We start from the raw sequence: 21192 nt of genomic DNA on the forward strand, positions 1-21192 counted from the left end.
CTGGCGAGATCCCTCGCCACCCAGGAGGCCGCACCGTCAAGGTGCGTTGGATCACGGTTGATGATGGCAACTTTTCCGCCGCAGCGGAGCGTGATTTCCGGGAGGGCTGCGGCGGGATAGACCGTGAGGCTTGTACCCAGCACCAGCATGAGGTCTGCAGCACGAGCTTCTCGTTCAGCCTCGGTCAGAGCGTCCACGGGCAGGCTTTCTCCGAAGAAGACGACATCAGGCTTGACGATGCCGCCGCAGACGTCACAGTGCGGAATCTCTCCGGCGTACACGATGGTGGCAATGCTCTCGAAATTCCAGGTTTTTCCGCAATTCAGGCAGCGATGCTGCTTGGGGGAACCGTGCAGTTCCAGAACCTTCTGTGAGCCGGCCTTTTGATGGAGCAGGTCAATGTTCTGCGTGATGACGGCGTGGATGATGCCCTTTCTCTCAAGCCGTGCCAGTGCCGTATGGACAAGGTTTGGCTCTTTTTCATCAAGGTTGTAGAGAAAATCCTTCGAGTGATGGTAGAAGTATTTCTGATCCTGCAGAAAATAGTCGATGTCGAAAAGCTTTCCGGCATCGATGTCGGACCGATGATAAAGCCCGCTCGGACTGCGGAAATCGGGGATGCCGGAGAGCGTGGAGATGCCTGCGCCCGTCAGCGCAACGGCGTGACGTGACCCGGCAAGAAGTTCGGAAAGTGTCATAATGGAGTGCCCCTTCTGTCAGCAAAACAGCTCGTTTTCTTCGAGGAAGCGTTCGCTCTTATAAATTTTAAGACCTTGGTTCAGGCAACAAAGCAGACTGCCGTCTTCAACGAGGAGAGCGGCAGTCTGCGGTTCAGACCTCAAACAGCATTTCCAGGTCTTCCCGTGTCAGGGATTTCCAGGAATCCTGTCCCGGGATGATGGCCTCAGCGACACCGCGTTTCATCTCCTGAAGCTTGAGGATTTTTTCTTCCACCGTGTTCTGGCAGATCAGCTTGTAGGAGAAAACCTGACGCATCTGGCCGATGCGGTGGGCGCGGTCGGTGGCCTGACTTTCCACAGCGGGGTTCCACCACGGGTCGTAGTGGATGACGTAGTCTGCGCTGGTCAGGTTCAGACCCGTGCCGCCGGCCTTCAGGGAAATCAGGAAGATACGAATGGAGGGCGTGTTGTTGAAGCGGTCCACCTGTTCCAGGCGATCCTTGCTGGAACCATCGAGATAGCAGAAGGGCATGTCGGCCATTTCCAGCCAGCTGCGTATCTGCTGGAGCATCTGGACGAACTGCGAAAACACGAGCACCTTGTGTCCTTCCTCCACAATATCGACGATCATGTCCTTGAACGCTTCGAACTTGCCGGAAGGCATGTTGGCGTTGAAGCCTGGCATGTCCAGCTTGAGAAGTTTGGGATGGCAGCAGATTTGGCGTAGCTTGAGCAGCGCATCGAGAATAGACATCTGGCTCTTGGCCATGCCCTTCTTGTCTACATCGGCCAGAACCTGTTCGCGCAGCTTCCGGGCCAGGGAGGCGTAAAGCTCCGCTTGTTCCTCTTCAAGGGCGCAGTACATGATGTTTTCCACCTTGGGCGGAAGATCCTTAACCACTTCCGCCTTGGTGCGGCGCAGGACGAAGGGGCGGACGCGGGAACGCAGATAATCCAGTGTTTCGGAGTCTCCTTCCTTGATGGGTTTGATGACTCCGCGCTGGAATGCGTGCTGGCTCCCCAGAAAGCCCGGCATGAGAAATTCGAACAGACTCCAAAGTTCGAACAGGTTGTTCTCAATGGGCGTACCGGAGAGACAGAGGCGCATCCGGGCCTTGATCTGGCGTACGGAACGGGCCGTGATGGTGTTCGGATTTTTGATGTTCTGGGCTTCGTCAAGGATGATGGAGTTGAACTCGTGTTGTTCCAGCTCGTCCATATCGCGGCGCAGCAGGGCGTAGGTGGTGACGACAAGGTTTGAGGACGCTATCTTGCGGAACAGACTTTCGCGGCGGGTACCGTAGACGATGACCCGCGACAGACCGGGCACAAACTTCGAGGCTTCGCGATCCCAGTTTGGAAGTACGGAAGTGGGCACAACGATGAGGTTCGGCCCCTTGGCACCGCGGTTGACCATGTGCTGGATGAAGGCCAGCGTCTGTATGGTCTTGCCTAGGCCCATTTCGTCGGCCAGTATCCCGCCGAAGCCGTACTCATTGAGGAAGTTCAGATAGGAGATGCCCTGAAGCTGGTACGGACGCAGGGAAGCCTGAAGGCCGTGCGGTGTATCGATCTGACGGACTTCATGGAAGTTGCGGATATTCTCGCGGAGCTTGCTCCAGAAGGAGTCCTCGAGTGCGCCGGGCAGATCTTCGAGCAGATTGTCGAGGACAGGTGCTTCGTACTGCTTGAATTGTCTTTTGGGCGGCTTGACGGGATCGAGCCCCAGGACTTTGAGCTTGTGGGCCAGTTTTTCGAGCCAGGATTCCGGCAGGCTGGCGTAGGATCCGTCCTTGAGCTGGACATAGCGCTTACCTTTGAGCCATGCCTTCCAGATGCGGTCGAGAGGCAGGCTCTGACCGTCGTAATCCACGGAAATATCCAGAGAAAACCATTTTTCCTTCTTGTTGCTTTCCACACTGGCGTTGATGACCGGCGTGGAGGCGCGCACCTTGTAGCGTGACAGCGTGGCTTCTCCGTAGACCCGCCAGTTTGCCAGCAGGGTAGGGTAGGAATCCAGCAGAAAGGCGATGGCTTCTTCCGGCTCCATGAACCACAGGCGGTTGCTTCGCGGCTGGAAGCGCATGTCCGAAAGCTGAGTGATGAGGGAATTTTCCTCCACCTGATTGCGGCGGACAAGGAAGGTTCTGCCCTCGTACACATAGCTGCCGGTCTGAAAGTCGGGGTTGGGGCCGGGCAGAGTGAACTCTCCGTGCAGCGTCTCGTAGATGTTCTGGACTTCGAGAGTGAGCAGGCTTCCTTCCTCATCAAGGAAGAGCTTGGGGTTATACGTTGCAGGCTGGAACACGGGTTCCATGATTTTGAGGAACTCATCCTGTTCGTACAGTTCCGAGGATGGAAGGCGAGTCCACACGCGGTCGAGAAATTCGGGAATATCTTCCTGGGGAATGATCGGCCCCTTGTGTACCAGTGCGCGGATGACCTTGTGGCTCAGGCAGGTCTGGACAGGGTAGAAGCCCTGGTTCCAGCACACCCAGAGAGGCATCTGACCGTGGAACGTGGCTCCTTCGTGCACCGGCGCGGGAATATCGCCGTTTTCTTCAGGCTCTTCGTCGAGGATGGAAAACGGCTTTTTGCCTTCACGCTGGAGCAGTACATCGAATTTGAGCCCTTCCTCCTCAAGAGACGGGCAGAGTTTCAGTGCCATGGGGGAACTTTCGATGCGGCAGGGGATCTCCGTGTCCTTCCAGAAAAGATAATCCTCCTTGCGGATAGCCCAGAAGAACCACGAAAGCAGACCGTCGGGGATCTCCACACGGTGGCCGTAGTAGTCGAGGTAATGGGCGATCTGGCGACAGACCACAGGCAGGTCAGGAGAGTGCTCGCACCATTCGGGATTGCGCAGTATCTGCTCCAGCGTCACTTCCTGTCGCACCGTGGACAGGCCGGTCTTGTTCTGGCGGGCACGGAAAAACTCCACGGAAAGACGCCCGGGTTCCGGGAAGAAGCGGAACAGAAAATAGTGACGGCCCGTCTCGGGTTCAAGCGTCCCGGAGAAAAACATGCGGAAGCTTTGACGCCAGTCCGTGCGTGGCGGCGGTGCGATTTCACTGTTGCCTTCGGAGATGTTCAGGGAGTTGATGAAGTGGATGGCAGCGGCGGCCGTATGGCGGCAGGGGCCGTTGAAGGCCTCCATGCAGTTGCAGAGCGCGTCCACGCGCTGTTCGTCCAGATTGATCGTGACCACAGGGCGGTACGTCTCGAAGTCTTCGCCCTGGATGGTGCTTTCGATGTTCCAGATATTGTTTTCGAAGCGGAGCGTGAATTTACTGAGGCTGCCCTCCGCTTCGATGGCTTTTCCGTAGTCTGCTATGTATTCGGGGATAGTGTTGTGAACGAAGGACTCGGCAAGTTCGCGGGCGGCGATTTCTTCTCGGCGATTCATGAACACCTCGGCATATGCCAGAAATGGGGGGATACGCAGTCTTATCTGATCGTCCGGGAGGAGACCGTTCTTCGAGCGCGTATGGTTTTCGATGCTTTCTTTTTCAATTTCGGTACACTCTACCTTAGTTTTCAAGAGAAGGGAACTATGCTAGGCTTTTCTTCATGAAAAAAAGTCGATTTTTCTCACCGCAAAGGGTAGGCCGGGCAGTCTCTGCGTGCTTTCTGCTCGCACTGTGCCTTGGGGGTGGCATCGTCCGGGCGGCCGAGATCCAAACGCCGGAGTACGGCGGCCGTATCCTCATGGGAAGCATTGGCGAGCCGTCCAACCTTATCCCCTATCTGGCCTCGGATTCCGCGTCTTCCGAGGTGGCAGGACTGCTCTATACGTCCCCCCTGGAATACGACAAGGATCTGAATATTGTGAAGTGCGCCGCTGAGGAATGGGAAGTTCTGGAAGGCGGAACCTTCATGCGGTTTAAGTTAAAGGATGGGATCGTCTGGCAGGACGGGCAGCCCCTCACAGCGGACGATGTGACCTTTACCTACAGGCTCATGACCGATCCTAAAACTCCCACAGCCTACGCCGCCGATTTTCTCAACGTCAGGGAATACCGCCAGACAGGACCTCTGTCCTTTGAAGTGCGGTACGCAGCTCCTTACGCGCGGGCTGCCGTCACCTGGATGCACCCGATCCTTCCCAAGCATATCCTTGAGCATGAGAACATTGCGTCAACGGCTTTCTCCCGCGCTCCCATCGGTGCCGGCCCGTTCAAGCTTAAGTCATGGGAGCCGGGGAGCCGCATCATCCTCGAAGCCAACGAGCGCTATTTCAAGGGGCGTCCATGTCTGGACGAGGTCATTTACCGCATCATTCCCGACGGAACGACTATGTTTCTGGAGGCCAGGGCGGGCAAGATCGACTTCATTGGCCTGAGTCCCCAGCAGTATCTGCGCCAGACTCAGGGGGAGTGGTGGGAGAAGAACTGGCATAAGTACAGATACCTCGCCTCGGGCTACACCTACCTCGGACTGAATCTGAACAGCCCGTTCTTTCAGGACAGGAAGGTGCGGCAGGCGCTTTCCCATGCCGTGGATCGCCGGGGCATTATCAAGGGCGCATTGCTGGGCATGGGCGAACCCACTATTGGCCCGTACAAGCCCGGCACCTGGGCCTATAATACGGATATTCAGCCCTATCCCTACAATCCGGCCAGAGCGCGGCAGCTTCTCTCCGAGGCAGGGTGGCGTCCCGGAAAGGATGGAATCTTGCACAAGGCCGGCCGGCCGTTTGAATTTACCATTCTGGTCAATCAAGGGAACGACGAGCGTATCAAGGTGGCCGTGATCCTTCAGCAGATGTTCCGGGCCGTGGGTGTGCGTGCATCTATCCGCACCGTGGAATGGGCGGCCTTCCTGAAGGAATTTGTCGGCACGAAAAAATTTGACGCCCTCATTCTTGCATGGAATATTTTGGACGACCCTGATATATTCGACGTGTGGCATTCTTCGGCCATTTCTGCGCACGGACTCAATTTTGTGAGCTTCAGCAGCAAGGAAGTGGACGATATTCTGGAACGGGCGAGGAGTACTTCCGACCGCACCGTGCGTAAGAAGCTCTATGACCGCTTTCAGGAAATACTGCACGAAGAGCAGCCGTACCTTTTTCTCTATGTGCCGTATTCTCTGCCCATGGTTCAGTCCCGTTTCCACGGCATACAATCAGCGCCGGCGGGCATTACCTACAACTTTGATCGCTGGTGGGTTCCCAGGGCGCTCCAGCGCTAGCAGGTCGATATGAGTCAGCACTCTTCTCCGTCATTCGTGGCAGAAAACGTTTCCGTCAGCACTCCTGCAGGGCTTCAGACGGCTGTGGGCGGCACGTCTTCTCTTTTTTCTGAAGGGACTGCCACCACACAGTCTCAGGCCACGGGCAAGCCTAAGGTCCAGATGCCCTCTGCGGACGAGATTATCGGCCATCTGCTGAAACACTATCCCGAAGCCAATGCGGACATGGTGCGCCGGGCCTATGAATACGCTTCGGCAGCCCATGCGGGGCAGCTCCGGCTGTCGGGTGATCCGTACATGGTGCATCCGGCGTCCGTGGCGCTGACGCTCGCCAAAATGGGCTTTGACGAGCACACTGTCGCCGCGGGTCTGCTCCACGATACCGTTGAGGATACGGACTCTTCCATTGATGAACTGGATGAGCTTTTTGGGGAACAGGTCGCCGACATTGTGGACGGCGTGACCAAGATCAACATGATGACCTTCGATACCAAGGAAGAAGCCCAGGCCGAGAACATCCGCAAAATGATCCTGTCCATGGCTCACGACATACGGGTTCCCGTGGTGAAGCTGGCCGACCGGCTCCATAATATGTCCACGCTGGACTTCCAGAAGCCGTACAAGCAGCAGCGTATCGCCAAGGAGACGATGGATATTTATGCGCCGCTGGCAAACCGTCTGGGACTGCACCGCTTTAAACAAAAACTTGAAGATTTGAGCTTCCGCTACCTCCAGCCCGATGCCTACGCGGAGATAACGAACTGGATCAGGGATAATCAGCTTGTGGAGCGCCAGCTCATCGACAAGGTGATCGCCCGAATAGAAGCGATCATGACGGAGAACCGTATCGACGGGCGCGTGTTCGGCCGTATCAAGCAGACGTACAGTATTTACCGTAAGATGACGGCGCAGAAGACACCGCTTGACGAAATGCACGACATCATAGCCTTCCGCGTTATCGTCAAGGAACTGCGCGACTGCTACGCCATGCTGGGACTTGTCCATGTCCTGTGGCGGCCTGTGCCTGGGCGGTTCAAGGATTATATCTCCATGCCCAAGGCCAACGGATACCAGTCCCTGCACACGACGGTGGTGGGGCCGGAGGGCGAGCGCATCGAGATCCAGATCCGCACGGAAGAGATGAACGACATGGCCGAACACGGCGTGGCCGCGCACTGGATGTACAAGGAGCGCAGTCACGCCATCGCCATGCAGGACATGCCTCAGTTCCAGTGGCTGCGCGACCTTATGGAACGGCAGCGTGATGAGTCCGATTCCAGAGAGTTCATGAGTTCGCTGCGCATGGATCTCTTCAACGATGAAATTTTCGTGTTCACGCCCACCGGTTCGGTGAAGCAGCTTCCCAAGGGGGCGACGCCTCTGGACTTCGCCTTCCTTATCCATTCGGACATCGGCGCCCACTGCGTGGGGGCGAAGATCAACGGCAAGCTTGAACCTCTGGCCACGTCGCTGAAAAACGGCGACATGGTGGAGATTATCACCGACAAAAATCGCCATCCGCACCGGGACTGGCTCAAGCTTGTCAAGACTTCCAAGGCTCGCAGCCGCATCCAGCACTATCTGCGCACGGAAGAACGGATTGCGGCCGTGGTGCTGGGCAAGGAGCTTCTGGAAAAGGAAGGGCGCAAGCTGGACTTCAACGTTGTCAAGGCGTCCAAGGACGGACGGCTTCAGCTTGTGCTTCCGGAATTTTCCCTCAATGTGCTGGATGATCTGTTTGCGGCCGTGGGCACGGGCAAGCTCACGCCCAAGAAGGTGCTCCAGAGGCTTCTGACCATTCTGAATCCCAAGCAGGAAGTGGTGGCTGAACCCGTTATTACTCCCATTAAAGCGGGGGAACCTGCACACAAGCCTGCGGATGGAATCACGATCAAGGGCATCGAAGACACGCTCATCCATTTCGCCAGGTGCTGCAAGCCCGTGCCCGGCGATCAGGTCATCGGCTTCATCAGCCGCGGGCGTGGTGTTATCGTCCATACGGCCAACTGTCCGCATGTGCAAAATCTGGAAAGCGAGCGTCTCATCTCCGTGACGTGGAACAACGAGGAGAGCAAGCCGTTCCCGGCGGAAATCAAGATTGTCGGCCGTAATGAAAAGGGATTGCTTGCCAAGATAAGCCTTGTTTTCGCCCAGCAGGACGTGAACATCAACGCCGTACAGGTCTCATCCACGGTGGACGGCCGCTCTCAGATGGATTTTACGGTGGAAGTGCGCGATGCCGTACATCTGTATCAGACCATCGACAAGCTGAGAGCCATCGAGAATGTTATCGAGGTGCATCGAGGCAACGCCGAGCTGGTGGACTAAGCCTCGCCGTGCCGCCGTGCAGGGCGCTGGCGGTACTCCTGACGTGTCATGGGTGTCTGCTCAAGGCAGAGAAACTTCGGTACGGAACGAGGCCTGAGCTTTGTTCCACTTGCCTTGCATGGGTGTTCGATGTTGGCCCGCAAGACGGGTCACGAAGTTTCTGACGCTTATTGTGAACGGTGCGGAAGGAATGGCTCAAAAGGAAGAATATGGCCTGGGAACTTTGTCTGACACTTGTGCGCCTGGGCGCGGCACTTTTTATTTTAGTACTGATGGCACATCGGGGCTGGCTGGCCCGCGGAATGTTTCTGTCCGCGCTGCTTCTGGCCCTGAGCGCAGCCATGACGCCCTGGCACATAGTCCAGGTCTTCTGCAGTGCGGTTACCGATGAAGGCATGGTCAGTCTGGCCTGCGCCCTGGTCGCGATTTATGTCTTTTCGGGAGACATGGAGCAAAGCGGGCAAAATCGGCGCATGATGGACATGGTGGCCCGTGCCGTGCCGTCCCGGGCCTTGCAGTTTATCCTTTTTCCTGCGCTCGTGGGCTTTTTCCCCATCCCAGGAGGCGCAATCTTTACCTGTCCTCTGGTAGAGGAGACGGCGAGACCTTTCACATTGAATAATGAGCATAAGGCTCTTCTGAACTACTGGTTTCGGCACATTGGCGAAGTCGTGACGCCGCTTTCGCCGGGCATACTCCTTTTTGCAGCCATGGGAGACTGTTCCTTTCTCCTGCTCCTCTTGATCGGCGTTCCGACGTTCCTCTGGGCAACAGCGGTTGGCTGGTTCTTTTTTCTGCGTAACCTTCCCCGCGTTTTACCACAAGGAACAGCAGAGGCAGCAGAAGAGGAGAGCTCGGGCTTTTTTCTGGAGGCCCTGCCCATGCTGGCGAGCCTTGCGCTGGCAGTTGTGCTGCGCCTTGTCTGCCCTGCGCTCAACGCCGGCTTCAGTATAACGGTTGCCTTTGTGCTGGGTGCCGTCATCTGCCGGCTTCAGAACCGGCTGCCGCTGAAAGAACTGCCGCATATGCTCCTGACGAAGCGCACTCTTAACAATATGCTGGTCATCCTGGGTATTTTTTTCTTCAAGGCGGTTCTGGAAGAAGGAGACATGCTGCGGCCTCTGGGAGCGCTTGCCGAAGGCGAAGCCGGACTTTTTCTCATTTGTACACTGACACCTCTGATCGCCGGAATACTCATCGGGCTGCTTATGGGCGGCATTGGTGTGAGCGCACCTGTGGTTCTTGGGGTAATTCAGCACTATGGAGCCTGGGATGAACGCATCGCCTGGATTGCTCTGACCGTGATGTTTTCCTATCTGGCGGAACAGCTTTCCCCCATGCATGTCTGCCTGGTCGTGACGGCGCAGTATTTTCAGGTTTCTATGAGCCGGCTTTTGCGGCGGGTACTGCTTCCAGCCGCAGTCGTGGCGGGAGGCTGTATCCTCTGGTTTTGCGTTCTCCTGCTCATGGTGTGACACCGCACCAAGTGCTGAGACAGCGTTCTCAGCTTCGCCTTAACATTGAACAAGTCCGAGGCCGGCGGTACGTTATTCAAAATTCTCCACGCTGTGCAGGAAGCGTGCAAAAAAGGTTCGCGAGTTTATTTCAGCTGAGAATAATGCACATGGAGCAGTTTCCATGCGCCATCGCTCTTGATGTACACCTGACTTTCCCTGCCCCTGGTTTCTCTTTCTGAAGAATCCGCCCTGGTAATGGCATGAAATTCCCAGTCGAACCTTGCCAGTGCGAAGTTTTCAAAGAGTTGAATCTCCGGCTTGCTGATCATCTGCAAGTTTCTGGAAGAGAATCTTCCGCACATGACCGCGCCGTAAAAATTGTTTTTGATGTTGTTCCAGCCGTTTTCCTTTCCCAGCGGGAAGATCATCGACGGCGTGTCGTCACAAAGCCATAAGGCCTCGGCAAGAGAGATGTCTTCGGCATGATTGATGGATTGGATGTAACGTTCCAGCGCCTGAAGGATGGGAGCGTCTGACATGAAACCTCCTCAGTTGCGGCAGAAGCTTGTGGAAGCAGGGAACCTTCCGTTTTTATAAACGATGGTGGGCGGTTCCGCAAGTTTTTGCAGGGGGCGTTTGAACGGTCGGGGAGAAAAGTATTCACTTTGGGTTATGGGAAAATTCTAACGGCACGTCCAAAGCTCCATCAACGCACGCGTGACAATTCGGATCCGCGGGAGGAACATCGCAGGCATTGTCCAACCCGTGGCCGGAAACACGCAGGCTCGTCAGCAAACGCGCCTCATGCCTCTGTCACGACATGGACAGTTATGCTTAGACCGTGCGCGGAGGCTTTATCCGGCAACGGAGTCTGCGCAGCCAGAGTTTCTGTATGGTTCTTCATGTTGCTGCTTTTACCTTCATTAAAATTAACAGGCATTATTTCAAAATGTTATGATATAACATATTTCTTCTACGCAAAAATCAGGCAAGAAATTGAAAAAAATTATGTATAGAAAAAGGTATGTTGTCAGATTAAAAGCAATGTATGTTAAAATTTATAGTTATGTGAAGGAGTTATCCATGAAGAGTTTTGAATACCACATGACAACTGACATTCTGTTTGGTATGGGTCAGGAAGCAGCACTTCCTGACAGATTGAAGAGCTACGGCAAAAAGATCCTGTTGACCTATGGCGGTGGCAGCATCAAAAGAAATGGCCTTTACGACAAGCTCAGGGTTCTATTGAGCGATTTTGAAATTTTTGAATTGGGCGGCATCGAACCTAAGCCCAGAGTGGAAACAGTTAATAGAGGTGCCGCTCTCTACAAAAGAGAAGGCATTGACATGATTCTTGCCGTGGGAGGCGGCAGTACTGTTGACTGTTCCAAGGCCATTGCTGCCGCGACTTACTGGGAAGGCGACGCATGGGATATGGTAGTGCATATGGACAGGATAACCCGTGCATTGCCCATTGCAGTGGTATTGACCCTTGCCGCCACCGGCAGTGAAACAGATGCTGCAGCCGTCATTTCCAACCCGAATACTCATGAAAAATTGCTGTTCTTTTCTCCCTGTGTCCTGCCTGGGGTAGCGGTACTCAATCCGGAAAACACCTACACTGTGTCGCCGTTCCAGACGGCTTCCGGTTCCGCCGACATCATGTCTCACGTCATCGAAAACTATTTTGATCGTGAGCAGGCATTTGTGCCCGATGCCATCAATGAAGGATTGCTGAGGGCTGTCATCAGATATGCGCCGATCGCTCTTGAAAAACCTTCCGATTATGAGGCAAGAGCGCAGCTGATGTGGGCAGCGTCCATGGCTTTGAATGGTTTAGGCTCCACAGGCAAGAACTTCGCCTGGAGCTGCCACTACATTGAGCATGAACTCAGTGCGATGTATGACATAACGCATGGGGCCGGGCTTGCTGTCCTCACTCCGAAATGGATGCGTTTCATTCTTTCTGAGTACACGGTGGATAAATTCTGCGACTACGCGGTCAACGTCTGGGGATGTGAACGCAGTGAAGACAAGTTTACCTTGGCAAATCGAGGTATTGATGCGACGGAAGCTTTTTTCAAGAGAATAGGGCTTCCTTCAACACTGTCAGCCTTCGGCATTGACGATGTTCATTTTTCGATGATGGCTGAAAAGGCATGTCGCATAGGCAGACTTCAAGACGCCTACGTTCCGCTGTCGGAAGATGATGTTGTCAAGATTCTGTATATGAGCTTGTAGTACATGTAATTTAGAGTAATACGATTTAACATATGATACTTCAAGAACCTTTTTAATTGAAATAATCAGGCAATTAATGGACGAATTTGTGTCTATCATTATTCTGACAACAGAGTATTCAATGGTCATTATCAAAGAACTTTAAAAGGAGTTAAAGAATGGCCGACATGAACGATGTGAACCAGGATACGTTCGACAAGGATGAACAGCCAGCTTTAACGCGTCGATATCTTCTGAAAATGGCTGGAGGCGCACTGGCTTTCGGAAGCGCTTCCCGGCTGCTTTCCCCCGCCGACATTTTGGCGGCGGATGCTGAAGGAAAAGCTATGAAAATAGTCATGCTTACCGGTAGTCCTCATCGGAGGGGGACCTCAGCGCTGCTGGCTGATGAATTCATCGCCGGAGCGTCTGCAAAAGGACATAATGTCATCCGCTTTGACGCTGCTTTTGAAAAAATAGGTCCGTGCAGGGCTTGTTATTACTGCGACGAGCATAATGGAGAATGTATTCAGAAAGATGCTATGCAGAAAATTCTGCCTGAAATCCTTTCTGCGGACATGATAGTGCTTGTGACGCCACTTTATTACTACCTGATGACTGCACAATTGAAGATTGTTCTGGATCGCCTGCTGTCACAACGTGCCGCACTTAGGAAGCATCCCATGAAATCAGCCATGCTTGTCACTTGCGGCAGTAATACGGACTGGAACATGGACGCCATCATGGCACATTACAAGGTTTTGCTGAGGTATCTTCCGTGGGAGGACCAAGAGGTGGTACTTGCGAGGCATGTACTTGTCCGCAAGGATATCGAGGGCACGAACTTCCCTGCGGATGCTCGTGCGCTGGGAGCCAGAGTGTAGATACTTTAACCGTTCCTCAAAAGGAGACCTCGCAGCGTCCGGTAGTTTTTAAACTGTGCCCCTGACAACCGGCGGAGCAAATCATACCTCAGGTAAAGGGGAAAGGTGATATACTGACTGCAAAAACGGCTCTCTCATGCACAAAGCATGGGAGAGCCGTTGCCGTTATGTCGAAGTCTGCCCGACGTCAGTCTGCAATCAGTGCATGAGGCTGGGGAGGAAGGTGATGATGGGCGGGAAGTAAGTCATAACCACCAGCGTACCCAGCAGGGTAAGCAGATAGGGCATGACCTTGACGGTGATCTTGTCCACAGAGATCTTGGTGATGGAAGACACCACGAACAGATCCAGGCCCACGGGCGGGGTAATGCAGCCGATGGCCAGGTTGACGACCATGATGACGCCGAAGAACAGCGGGTCGATGCCCAGTCCCAGAGCCACGGGAAGCAGAATGGGCGTGACAATGACCACGGCTGCCGAGGCGTTGACCAGTGTGCCGATGAAGAGCAGGAGTACGTTGACCAGCATCAGGAAAATGAAGGGATTGTCCGTGATGGTCGCAAAGGTCTGAGCCAGCGAATGCGGCACCTGCGCCCAGGTGAGGATCCAGCCGAACACGTTGGCCGCGCCCACCACGAACATGATCATGGTCGTGCTTTTGGCTGCGGACAGCAATGTCTTGGGCAGGTCGGTCCACTTGAGTTCCTTGTAGATGAACAGACCCACGAACGCGCCGTACACGGCGGCCACGGCAGCAGCCTCGGTGGGAGTGAAGATGCCCATGTAGATGCCGCCCAGAATGATGACGGGCATCATGAGAGCCCATGAGCAGTCCTTGGTGGTGCGCAGGAGGCGGGTGAAGGAGAAGCTGCCTTCGCCTTTGTAGCCGCGTTTCTTGGAGATGATCCAGCTCACGAGGCACATCGCCACGCCCATGAACAGTCCGGGAACCACGCCGCCGATGAACAGGTCTGCGATGGAGGTATTGGCGATGGAGCCGTAGACCACCAGGGTGACGGAAGGCGGAATGACGATTCCCACCGTGCCGCCGGAGGCCACGACAGCAGCAGCGAAGGAGCGCGGATAGCCGCGGCGTTCCATTTCATCAATCATGGACGCGCCGATGGCCGCCGTCGTTGCGGCCGAAGAGCCGGACAGGGCGGCGAAGAACATACCGGCCACGGCGACCACCAGGGCCAGACCGCCGGCCAGTGCTCCTACCAGAGCCATGGAGAAGTCCACGATGCGGCGGGTCACGCCGCCGTCGGACATGAAGGCACCGGCCAGCATGAAGAAGGGCACGGCCAGGAAGGAATACGAGTCCACAGCAGTGAACATTTTCTGCACCACGGCGATGAGCGGTGTGCCCATAACTGTGGACATGGTGATGGCGGAGGAAAGACCGAGGCCCACGCCGATGGACGCGCCGCTGGCGAGAATGACGGCGAACGTGGAAAGAATGACCCACAGTGCCATATCCGACCTCCTACTTTACCTCATCCGCAGGAGTGCGGATGACTTTGATAAAGTTCTCCACGGTGTACAGCAGCATGACGAAGCAGCCGAACGGGATGACGCTGTACACATAGGACATGGGGATCAGCATGGCCGGAGAGGTCTGGTACTGCGCCAGAACCACCATTTTGCCGCCGTACCATACCATGATGGCAAGGAACCAGAAGGAAAATATATCGGCAAGGATGCGGCAGGCTTTCAGCTTTGCTCCGTGGATGCGGTTGGTCAGCGTTTCGATGGCCATATGACCGCCTGAACGGGCGAGCAGAGGCAGCGAGAGAAACACCGTCCACACGAACAGATAGCGGGCCAGTTCTTCGCCGAAGCTGGGCGTGTAGTTGAAGCAGTAACGGGTGATGACCTGAACGAAGACGATCACGAGCATGAGCGCTATGCAGAAGATCGTGAGCCGCTTCAGAAGGATGTCGATGAAATTGAGAATCTTGGACATGGACAGACTCCATCGGCAGAACAGAAAAAAGAGGCCGGACCCTTGAAAACAGGATCCGGCCGGACAAAAGGCTTACTTGATGGCCTGAATGGCCTTGATGGTGGCGTCACCGAACTTGTCGGTGTACATCTTGTAAACGGGAGCCGTCGCCTTGATGAAGGCTTCCTTGTCCACGTCATCGTTGATGACGGCATGGCCGCGGTCGATGATGGTCTTCATGAATGCGCCTTCAGAGTCACGGCAGAGCTGACGCTGCCAGTCGCGGGTGTCTTCGGCGGCCTTGCGCAGGAGGGCCTGCTGCTCGGCGTTCAGCTTGTTCCAGGCAATAGCGCTGATGAGTACAGGCTCGGGAGCGTAGGTATGGCCGGTGAGGGAGATGTACTTCTGCACTTCGTCAAAGCGCTTGGTGGCGATGTGCGAGAAGGGGTTTTCCTGACCATCGACAACGCCCTTCTGCAGAGCTGTGTAAAGTTCGCTCATGGCCATGGGAGTGGGACTGGCGCCGAGGACTTTCATCATTTCGATGTACACGGGCTGTTCCATGACACGGATCTTGAGGCCCTTCATGTCTTCAGGGGTACGGATGGGGCGCTTGCTGTTGGTCATGTGACGGACGCCGTTTTCCCAGATGGCCAGGGTGATCATGCCCTGAGCTTCACCCTTTTTGCAGAGTTCCATGCCGACGGTGTCCAGAGCTTTGTAGGCATGGGGAATGTCGCGGAAGATGAAGGGCAGGTCGAACACGGACACTTCGGGCACGAAGTTGCCGAGTACGGCGGTACCGGTGAGCGTCATGTCAACAGTACCGAAAACCAGTCCTTCCACCAGGTCACGCTGGTTGCCAAGCTGGCTGGAGGGGAAGACCTGAATTTCGATGGCGCCGTTGGAGCGCTCTTTTACCAGTTTGGCAAAGTAGTCGGCGCCCATGCCGTAGGGGTTTTCAGGTTCGGCGATATGGCCGAGCTTGAAGGTGATGGGAGCAGCAACGCAGAGGGATGCGCTGAGCAGCACGCCGCCCAGGGCAGCCAGCAGTGTACGGAACTTCATGGGAAACTCCTGTCAGGTTACTCGGTGCATGGGATATGCCGTGAAAGAGCCGGCGTTCCCGTGAACGCCAGTCCGTTCAGCCGTTACTTCTTATAGCTGTCGATGAAGGGGGTGAGGCGCGCGTGCGAGGCGCGGATACGCTCTTCAAGAGATTTGCGGTAGGCGTCCATATCCTCGATGGGACGGCGGGCCACACCACTGTCCATGGCAGCCTGGGCTACGGCTGGGGTCACCGTGGTGAGGATGCGCGAATCCAGGGGCTTGGGTATCACATAATCGATGCCGTAGCTGATGGAGTCGGTATTGTAGGCTTTGAGAATGTCCGCGGGCACGGGTTCTCTTGCCAGTGCTGCAAGGGCATGGGCAGCGGCGATTTTCATGGCGTCATTAATCTCGACGGCTTCCACGTCCAGAGCGCCGCGGAAGATGTAGGGGAAGCCGGAAACGTTGTTGATCTGGTTGGGATAGTCTGAACGGCCGGTGCCCATGATGCAGTCGGGACGGGCTTCTTTGGCGTCTTCATAGCTGATTTCGGGCACGGGGTTGGCCATGGCGAAGATGACGGGGTGATCAGACATGGAGCGTACCATGTCCTTCGTGACCAGATTGCCCTTGGAGAGGCCAAGAAACATATGCGCGCCCTTCATGCATTCGGCCAGATCGCCCACATTTTCCTTCTGAGCAAAGGCGGCCTTGTACGGATTGAGATCCGTCCGTCCGGCATGGATGAGCCCTCGGGAATCAAACATGTACACGTTCTCGCGTCTGACACCCAGCGCGCAGTAGAGGTTGCAGCAGGCAATACCAGCCGCACCCGCACCCATAACGACAACCTTGAGTTCTTCGGGCTTGCGGCCGCTGATTTCGCAGGCGTTGAGCAGCGCCGCACCGGAGATTACGGCGGTACCGTGCTGGTCGTCATGGAACACGGGGATGTTCATTTCCTTCTTGAGCTTCTCTTCAATGTAGAAGCATTCCGGCGCCTTGATGTCTTCAAGATTGATGCCGCCGAAGGTAGGTTCCAGAGCCTTGACCACTTCGCACAGTCTGTCGGGGTCAAGCTCGGCCACTTCAAGATCGAAGACATCGACATCGGCGAAGTACTTGAAGAGTACGCCCTTGCCTTCCATGACGGGCTTGCCCGCGGCCGCGCCGATATTGCCGAGACCCAGAACGGCCGTGCCGTTGGAGACCACCGCCACGAGGTTGGAACGGCCTGTGTATTTGGAGACAAGAGAAGGTTCGTGGTATATTTCCATGCAGGCTTCGGCCACGCCGGGCGAATAGGCCATGGAAAGATCCTTTTGAGTCGCAAAAGGCTTGGTCAGGACGACCTCGACTTTGCCGGGGCGCGGATCGCTGTGGTAGGCGAGAGCCTCTTCCTTGGTGTAGAGTGAAGACATGGTTTCTCCTGAAAATTAGAGTTTCTGAACGTTGCCAAAGGCTTTTCGCCGTTTTATGGCGCCGTTTTATGACAAGGAGAAGAAGTCCAGAGTTTTTGCAGGTGTAATCTACAACTGCATATCTGCAAATTCACCCCTTCGACCTAGAATTGCTTATAGACGATATAGTTTCTTCTTGCAAGTTCTTTTACGGTACTTTCGATCTCCTAATTTTGTCTATGACGTGAGAGAGCGGCATAGCGCGCATAGCGCCGAAGTGCGTTTTCGCGGCTTTGAGCAAAAAGGGATGCCGCTTCTTCGGGAAATGTCTTTTCCAAAGAGGAATAACGCGTTTCACCGCGCAGAAAATCGAAATACTCAAGAGACGGCTCGGGGGAGTCCAGAACGAAAGGTTCTTCCTTCCGGGGATCGAAGCGGTAGAGCGGCCAGTATCCCGCTTCCACGGCCCGCTTCATTTCCTCCTGCACATATTCCATCCCGCAGTGCAGTCCGTGGCTCCGGCAGGGGCAGTAGGCGATAATGAGGGAGGGGCCGCGGTAGCTGGACGCTTCCCTGAGCGCAGTCATGAGCTGGTTCGGATCGGCCCCCATGCAGACCTGTGCGATGTAGATATTGCCGTAGGCCATGAACATGCCGCCCAGATCCTTCTTGTGCCCCTTTTTCCCCGAAGCGCAGAACTTGGCCACCGCCCCCATGGGTGTGGCCTTTGAGGACTGACCGCCGGTATTGGAGTATTCTTCCGTATCGACCACCAGTACGTTGAGGTCTTCGCCCGAAGCCAGTACATGATCCAGTCCGCCGAAGCCGATGTCATAGGCCCAGCCGTCGCCACCGTACATCCAGAAGCATTTTTTTGAGAGATGGTCTTTATGCTGGAGAACGGCTGCCGCGTGAGGAGAGGAACAATGTTCCAGCTCCTCGATGAGCGCCGCGGCGGTTTGTTCCGACGCTTCAGCATCGTCGAAGCCTTCCAGCCAGGCACGGGCGGCCAGGGCAAGACTGCCTTCCGGTACAGCGCGGAGCAGGGCTTCGACGCGGAGTTTTTCCGCTTCCCGCTGATACCTGTCGGAAAGGAGCATACCCAGGCAGAACTCGGCATTGTTTTCAAAGAGCGAATTGGACCACGCCGGCCCCCGGCCGTTTTTCTTGATGGTGTAGGGAATGCCGGGCATGGCGGCTCCCCATGCCTGAGAACAGCCTGTGGCGTTGGCCCAGTAGACGCGCGGCCCGAAGAGCTGGGTGAGCAGTTTTGCATAGGGCGTTTCGCCGCAGCCGGCACAGGCTGCCGAGAATTCCAGCAGAGGCTGGCGGAACTGGCTGCCCTTGACAGTGAACGGGTCGAAGAGATCAGTTTTTTCGGGAAGCGAAAGGAGATATTCCCACTGCTCGGGCGTATTTTTGGAAGCCTTTCTTGGGATCAGGGAGAGGGCAGAGGCAGGGCAGCTCTGGATACAGCTCCCGCAGCCCGTGCAGTCCCTGACGCTGATCTGGAGCGCATAGTCATAGCCTTGAGCAGCGCCGCCACGCGCCGGGACATGGGGCAGATCCGAAGGTGCGGCTGCGCTTTCGTGCGGCGTCATGAGGAAGGGACGGATAACGGCGTGCGGGCAGACGAATGAACACCTGTTGCACTGAACGCAGGCACGGGCATCCCATTCCGGTACGCGCAGGGCGATGTCCCGTTTTTCGTAGGCGGTGAGGCCCATGTCCATCCGTCCGTCCTCATAGCCATTGAAGGCGCTGACCGGAAGCTCGTCACCCTTCTGCGCGTTGATGGGGAGGAGCAGACGCCGTACAACGGGGGGCAGCTCGTCCGCAGGGGAAACAGGCGCATCGGCGGACGAGCTGCCCCCCGTTGTACGGCGTCTGCACGGGGACTTCCCGCACCCGTTCCACACCTGCCCTGAGCGCGGAAAGATTCCTGGCAACGACAGCGTCGCCCTTGGCGAAGTAGGTGCGGCGGACGGCTTCTTCCATCGCGGAAAGCGCCGCTTCCAGAGGCATGATGTCCGCGATGCGAAAGAAGGCGGCCTGAAGGATGTTGTTCACATAGGAACCGAGGCCCAGACTTTGGGCCAGAGCGCTGGCATCGATGACGAAAAGCCGGGCGTGCTTCTGCGCCAGCGTCCTGCGCAGAGAAGCCGGAAGCCGCTGTTCCAGCATATCGTCCGGCCAGCTGGAGTTCAGGAGAAACAGTCCGTGTTCCTTGAGTTCCTCCGCCATGTCGTACTTGCCCACAAAGGTTTCGTTGTGGCAGGCGACAATGTCGGCCCGGCGGACAAGGCTGGAGGTGCGGATGGGGGAGGAGCTGAAGCGCAGGTGCGACTTGGTGACGCCGTAGGATTTTTTTGCATCGAATTCAAAATAGGCCTGGGCGTACAGTTTGGTTGTGCTGTTGACTATATCCACCGTGTTTCTGTTCGCGCCGACCGTTCCATCGGAACCCAGTCCCCAAAACTTGCAGCTGAACGTGTGCGCATCCGGTTCGAAGCGTCTGCCGCGGGGCAGGGAACGCCGGGTAACATCATCGTCAACGCCAATGGTAAAGCCGTTTTTGGGGTGCGGAGAGTGCAGGTTGTCGAACACGTCACAGATGAGAGACTCGTCTGTATCCTTGGAGGAGAGGCCGTAGCGTCCGCCCGTGATGACAAGGCCCGAGTGTCCTGAAAGTGCGGTGCAAACGTCTTCATAGAGAGGTTCTCCGGCCGCTCCCGGCTCCTTGCAGCGGTCGAGGACGGCGATACGTTTCACCGTGGGAGGCAGTGCCTGTTTCAGATGTTGCGCAGAGAAGGGGCGGTAGAGATGCACCTGTAGAAATCCCGCCTTGCGGCCGCGGGCGCGGAGCCAGTCTACGGCGCTCATGGCGCAGCCGCTGACAGAACCCATGGCAATGACCACTTCTTCGGCATCCGGCGCACCGTAGTAGTTGAAAAGATGGTATTCCCGTCCCGTGATGGCGCTGATTTTCTGCATGAGAGCTTCCACTTCATCGGGCAGCGCGTCATAAAAGCGGTTGGAGGCTTCCCGGATCTGGAAGAACACGTCGCTGTTCTGAACGGTTCCACGGATTTTTGGATGTTCCGGATTGAGAGCCTGTGCGCGGAAGCGTGCCAAAGCGTCCCTGTCCAGAAGTGAGGCAAGGGCGTCAAGGTCAATTTTTTCGATGTTGCAAAGTTCGTGCGAAGTGCGGAAGCCGTCGAAAAAATGAAGGAAGGGGATACGGGATTGGATGGCGGCAAGATGGGCCAGTCCGGCAAGATCCATGACCTCCTGAACGCTCCCGGTGCAGAGCATGGCGAAACCTGTTTGCCGGCAGTTCATGACATCGGAGTGGTCGCCGAAGATGGACATGGCATGGGTTCCCACCGTGCGTGAGGCCACATGCAGAACGCAGGGCAGAAGTTCACCCGCAATGCGGTGGAGTACGGGGATCATCAGCAGAAGGCCCTGTGAGGAGGTGAAGGATACGGCAAGAGATCCGGTTTGAAGCGCACCATGCGCGGCGGCTATGGCTCCGGCTTCCGACTGCATTTCGACGAGGGAAACCGGCTGCCCGAAGAGATTCCTTCGGCCCGATGCCGCCCAGACGTCGGTCTGTTCCGCCATGTTTGAGGAAGGCGTGATGGGGTAGATCGACGCTACTTCAGAAAAGGCGTAGGCAACATACGCCGCTGCGGTATTCCCGTCCATGGTAACGAAATTATGAGTAGACATAAAGAACCTTCTGCTGAAGCCATCGGGAGAAGAGATAAACTGAGGGGAACACTACTGCCGCCCCCTGTCAACAGAAAAGTCTGGATACAAAAAAGAGTGAACCATGCCCGCATCGTCAGTTCTCAGGACACACTAAGCAAGGGCGCAGTTTTTCCTGCCTGAACGTGTACCGGAGCCGTCATGCGGTTCTGTCTTTTACCGGCTGCTGCCGCTGATGTGCTGTTTGTCTCAGCCACATGTGGAGGTGTTCCGGCAGGGTACGGCAAGAACCATGCTGGTTTCGCAGCAGGGAAAATTCGC

Annotated in this window: 14 protein-coding genes and 1 pseudogene; 5 read left to right on the top strand and 10 right to left on the bottom strand. The window is 55.9% G+C overall.

Going from position 1 to position 21192, the window contains the following annotated elements:
- A partial coding sequence (locus Q0Z94_RS05315) for an NAD-dependent protein deacylase (RefSeq protein WP_298067985.1) occupies positions 1-698 on the bottom strand: 698 nt, incomplete at its 3' end.
- 133 nt (positions 699-831) lie between these two features.
- Complete coding sequence (locus Q0Z94_RS05320; RefSeq protein WP_298067986.1) at positions 832-4086, bottom strand: DEAD/DEAH box helicase; 3255 nt, start codon at positions 4084-4086, stop codon at positions 832-834.
- 164 nt (positions 4087-4250) lie between these two features.
- On the opposite strand from Q0Z94_RS05320, the gene Q0Z94_RS05325 reads away from it, so the two are divergent.
- From Q0Z94_RS05325 to Q0Z94_RS05335, 3 genes are all read left to right on the top strand, one after another.
- On the top strand, positions 4251-5873 hold the full coding sequence (locus Q0Z94_RS05325) for a peptide-binding protein (RefSeq protein ID WP_298067987.1): 1623 nt from the start codon (positions 4251-4253) through the stop codon (positions 5871-5873).
- 162 nt (positions 5874-6035) lie between these two features.
- Positions 6036-8201, top strand: coding sequence for a bifunctional (p)ppGpp synthetase/guanosine-3',5'-bis(diphosphate) 3'-pyrophosphohydrolase (locus Q0Z94_RS05330; protein ID WP_298068007.1), 2166 nt, complete (start codon positions 6036-6038; stop codon positions 8199-8201).
- 209 nt (positions 8202-8410) lie between these two features.
- Positions 8411-9676, top strand: coding sequence for a DUF401 family protein (locus Q0Z94_RS05335; protein WP_298067988.1), 1266 nt, complete (start codon positions 8411-8413; stop codon positions 9674-9676).
- A 125-nt stretch (positions 9677-9801) separates the two neighbouring features.
- Here Q0Z94_RS05335 and Q0Z94_RS05340 read toward each other — a convergent pair whose 3' ends face one another.
- Positions 9802-10197, bottom strand: a complete 396-nt coding sequence (locus Q0Z94_RS05340; RefSeq protein WP_298067989.1) for a nuclear transport factor 2 family protein — start codon at positions 10195-10197, stop codon at positions 9802-9804.
- A gap of 544 nt (positions 10198-10741) precedes the next feature.
- On the opposite strand from Q0Z94_RS05340, the gene Q0Z94_RS05345 reads away from it, so the two are divergent.
- Both Q0Z94_RS05345 and Q0Z94_RS05350 read left to right on the top strand, forming a co-directional pair.
- Positions 10742-11899, top strand: coding sequence for an iron-containing alcohol dehydrogenase (locus tag Q0Z94_RS05345; RefSeq protein WP_298067990.1), 1158 nt, complete (start codon positions 10742-10744; stop codon positions 11897-11899).
- Between the two features lie 158 nt (positions 11900-12057).
- Positions 12058-12762: a flavodoxin family protein gene (locus tag Q0Z94_RS05350; protein WP_298067991.1), complete on the top strand. Its 705-nt coding sequence runs from the start codon at positions 12058-12060 to the stop codon at positions 12760-12762.
- A gap of 198 nt (positions 12763-12960) precedes the next feature.
- Here the strand turns inward: Q0Z94_RS05350 and Q0Z94_RS05355 are convergent, their stop codons facing one another.
- The 7 genes and pseudogenes from Q0Z94_RS05355 to Q0Z94_RS05385 all read right to left on the bottom strand — a co-directional run bounded on the left by Q0Z94_RS05355 (position 12961) and on the right by Q0Z94_RS05385 (position 20892).
- Positions 12961-14238: a TRAP transporter large permease gene (locus Q0Z94_RS05355; RefSeq protein WP_298067992.1), complete on the bottom strand. Its 1278-nt coding sequence runs from the start codon at positions 14236-14238 to the stop codon at positions 12961-12963.
- A 10-nt stretch (positions 14239-14248) separates the two neighbouring features.
- Positions 14249-14728, bottom strand: coding sequence for a TRAP transporter small permease (locus tag Q0Z94_RS05360; protein WP_298067993.1), 480 nt, complete (start codon positions 14726-14728; stop codon positions 14249-14251).
- Between the two features lie 72 nt (positions 14729-14800).
- Positions 14801-15775, bottom strand: a complete 975-nt coding sequence (locus tag Q0Z94_RS05365) for a TRAP transporter substrate-binding protein (RefSeq protein WP_298067994.1) — start codon at positions 15773-15775, stop codon at positions 14801-14803.
- A gap of 83 nt (positions 15776-15858) precedes the next feature.
- Positions 15859-17178: a malic enzyme-like NAD(P)-binding protein gene (locus Q0Z94_RS05370; protein WP_298067995.1), complete on the bottom strand. Its 1320-nt coding sequence runs from the start codon at positions 17176-17178 to the stop codon at positions 15859-15861.
- 206 nt (positions 17179-17384) lie between these two features.
- Positions 17385-18890 carry a 4Fe-4S dicluster domain-containing protein gene (locus tag Q0Z94_RS05375; protein ID WP_298068008.1) on the bottom strand — a complete coding sequence of 502 codons (1506 nt, stop codon included), beginning with the start codon at positions 18888-18890 and terminating at the stop codon, positions 17385-17387.
- 18 nt (positions 18891-18908) lie between these two features.
- A pseudogene (locus tag Q0Z94_RS05380) lies at positions 18909-18953 on the bottom strand (hypothetical protein); the annotation flags it as partial.
- The gene (locus Q0Z94_RS05385; RefSeq protein ID WP_298067996.1) at positions 18934-20892 is read right to left on the bottom strand and encodes a 2-oxoacid:acceptor oxidoreductase family protein; all 1959 of its coding nucleotides are present in this window, start codon (positions 20890-20892) and stop codon (positions 18934-18936) included. The pseudogene Q0Z94_RS05380 and the gene Q0Z94_RS05385, both read right to left, overlap by 20 nt.
- Positions 20893-21192 lie beyond the last annotated feature (300 nt).

This window comes from uncultured Mailhella sp., assembly GCF_947631555.1.
In the GTDB taxonomy this organism is placed as follows: domain Bacteria; phylum Desulfobacterota; class Desulfovibrionia; order Desulfovibrionales; family Desulfovibrionaceae; genus Mailhella.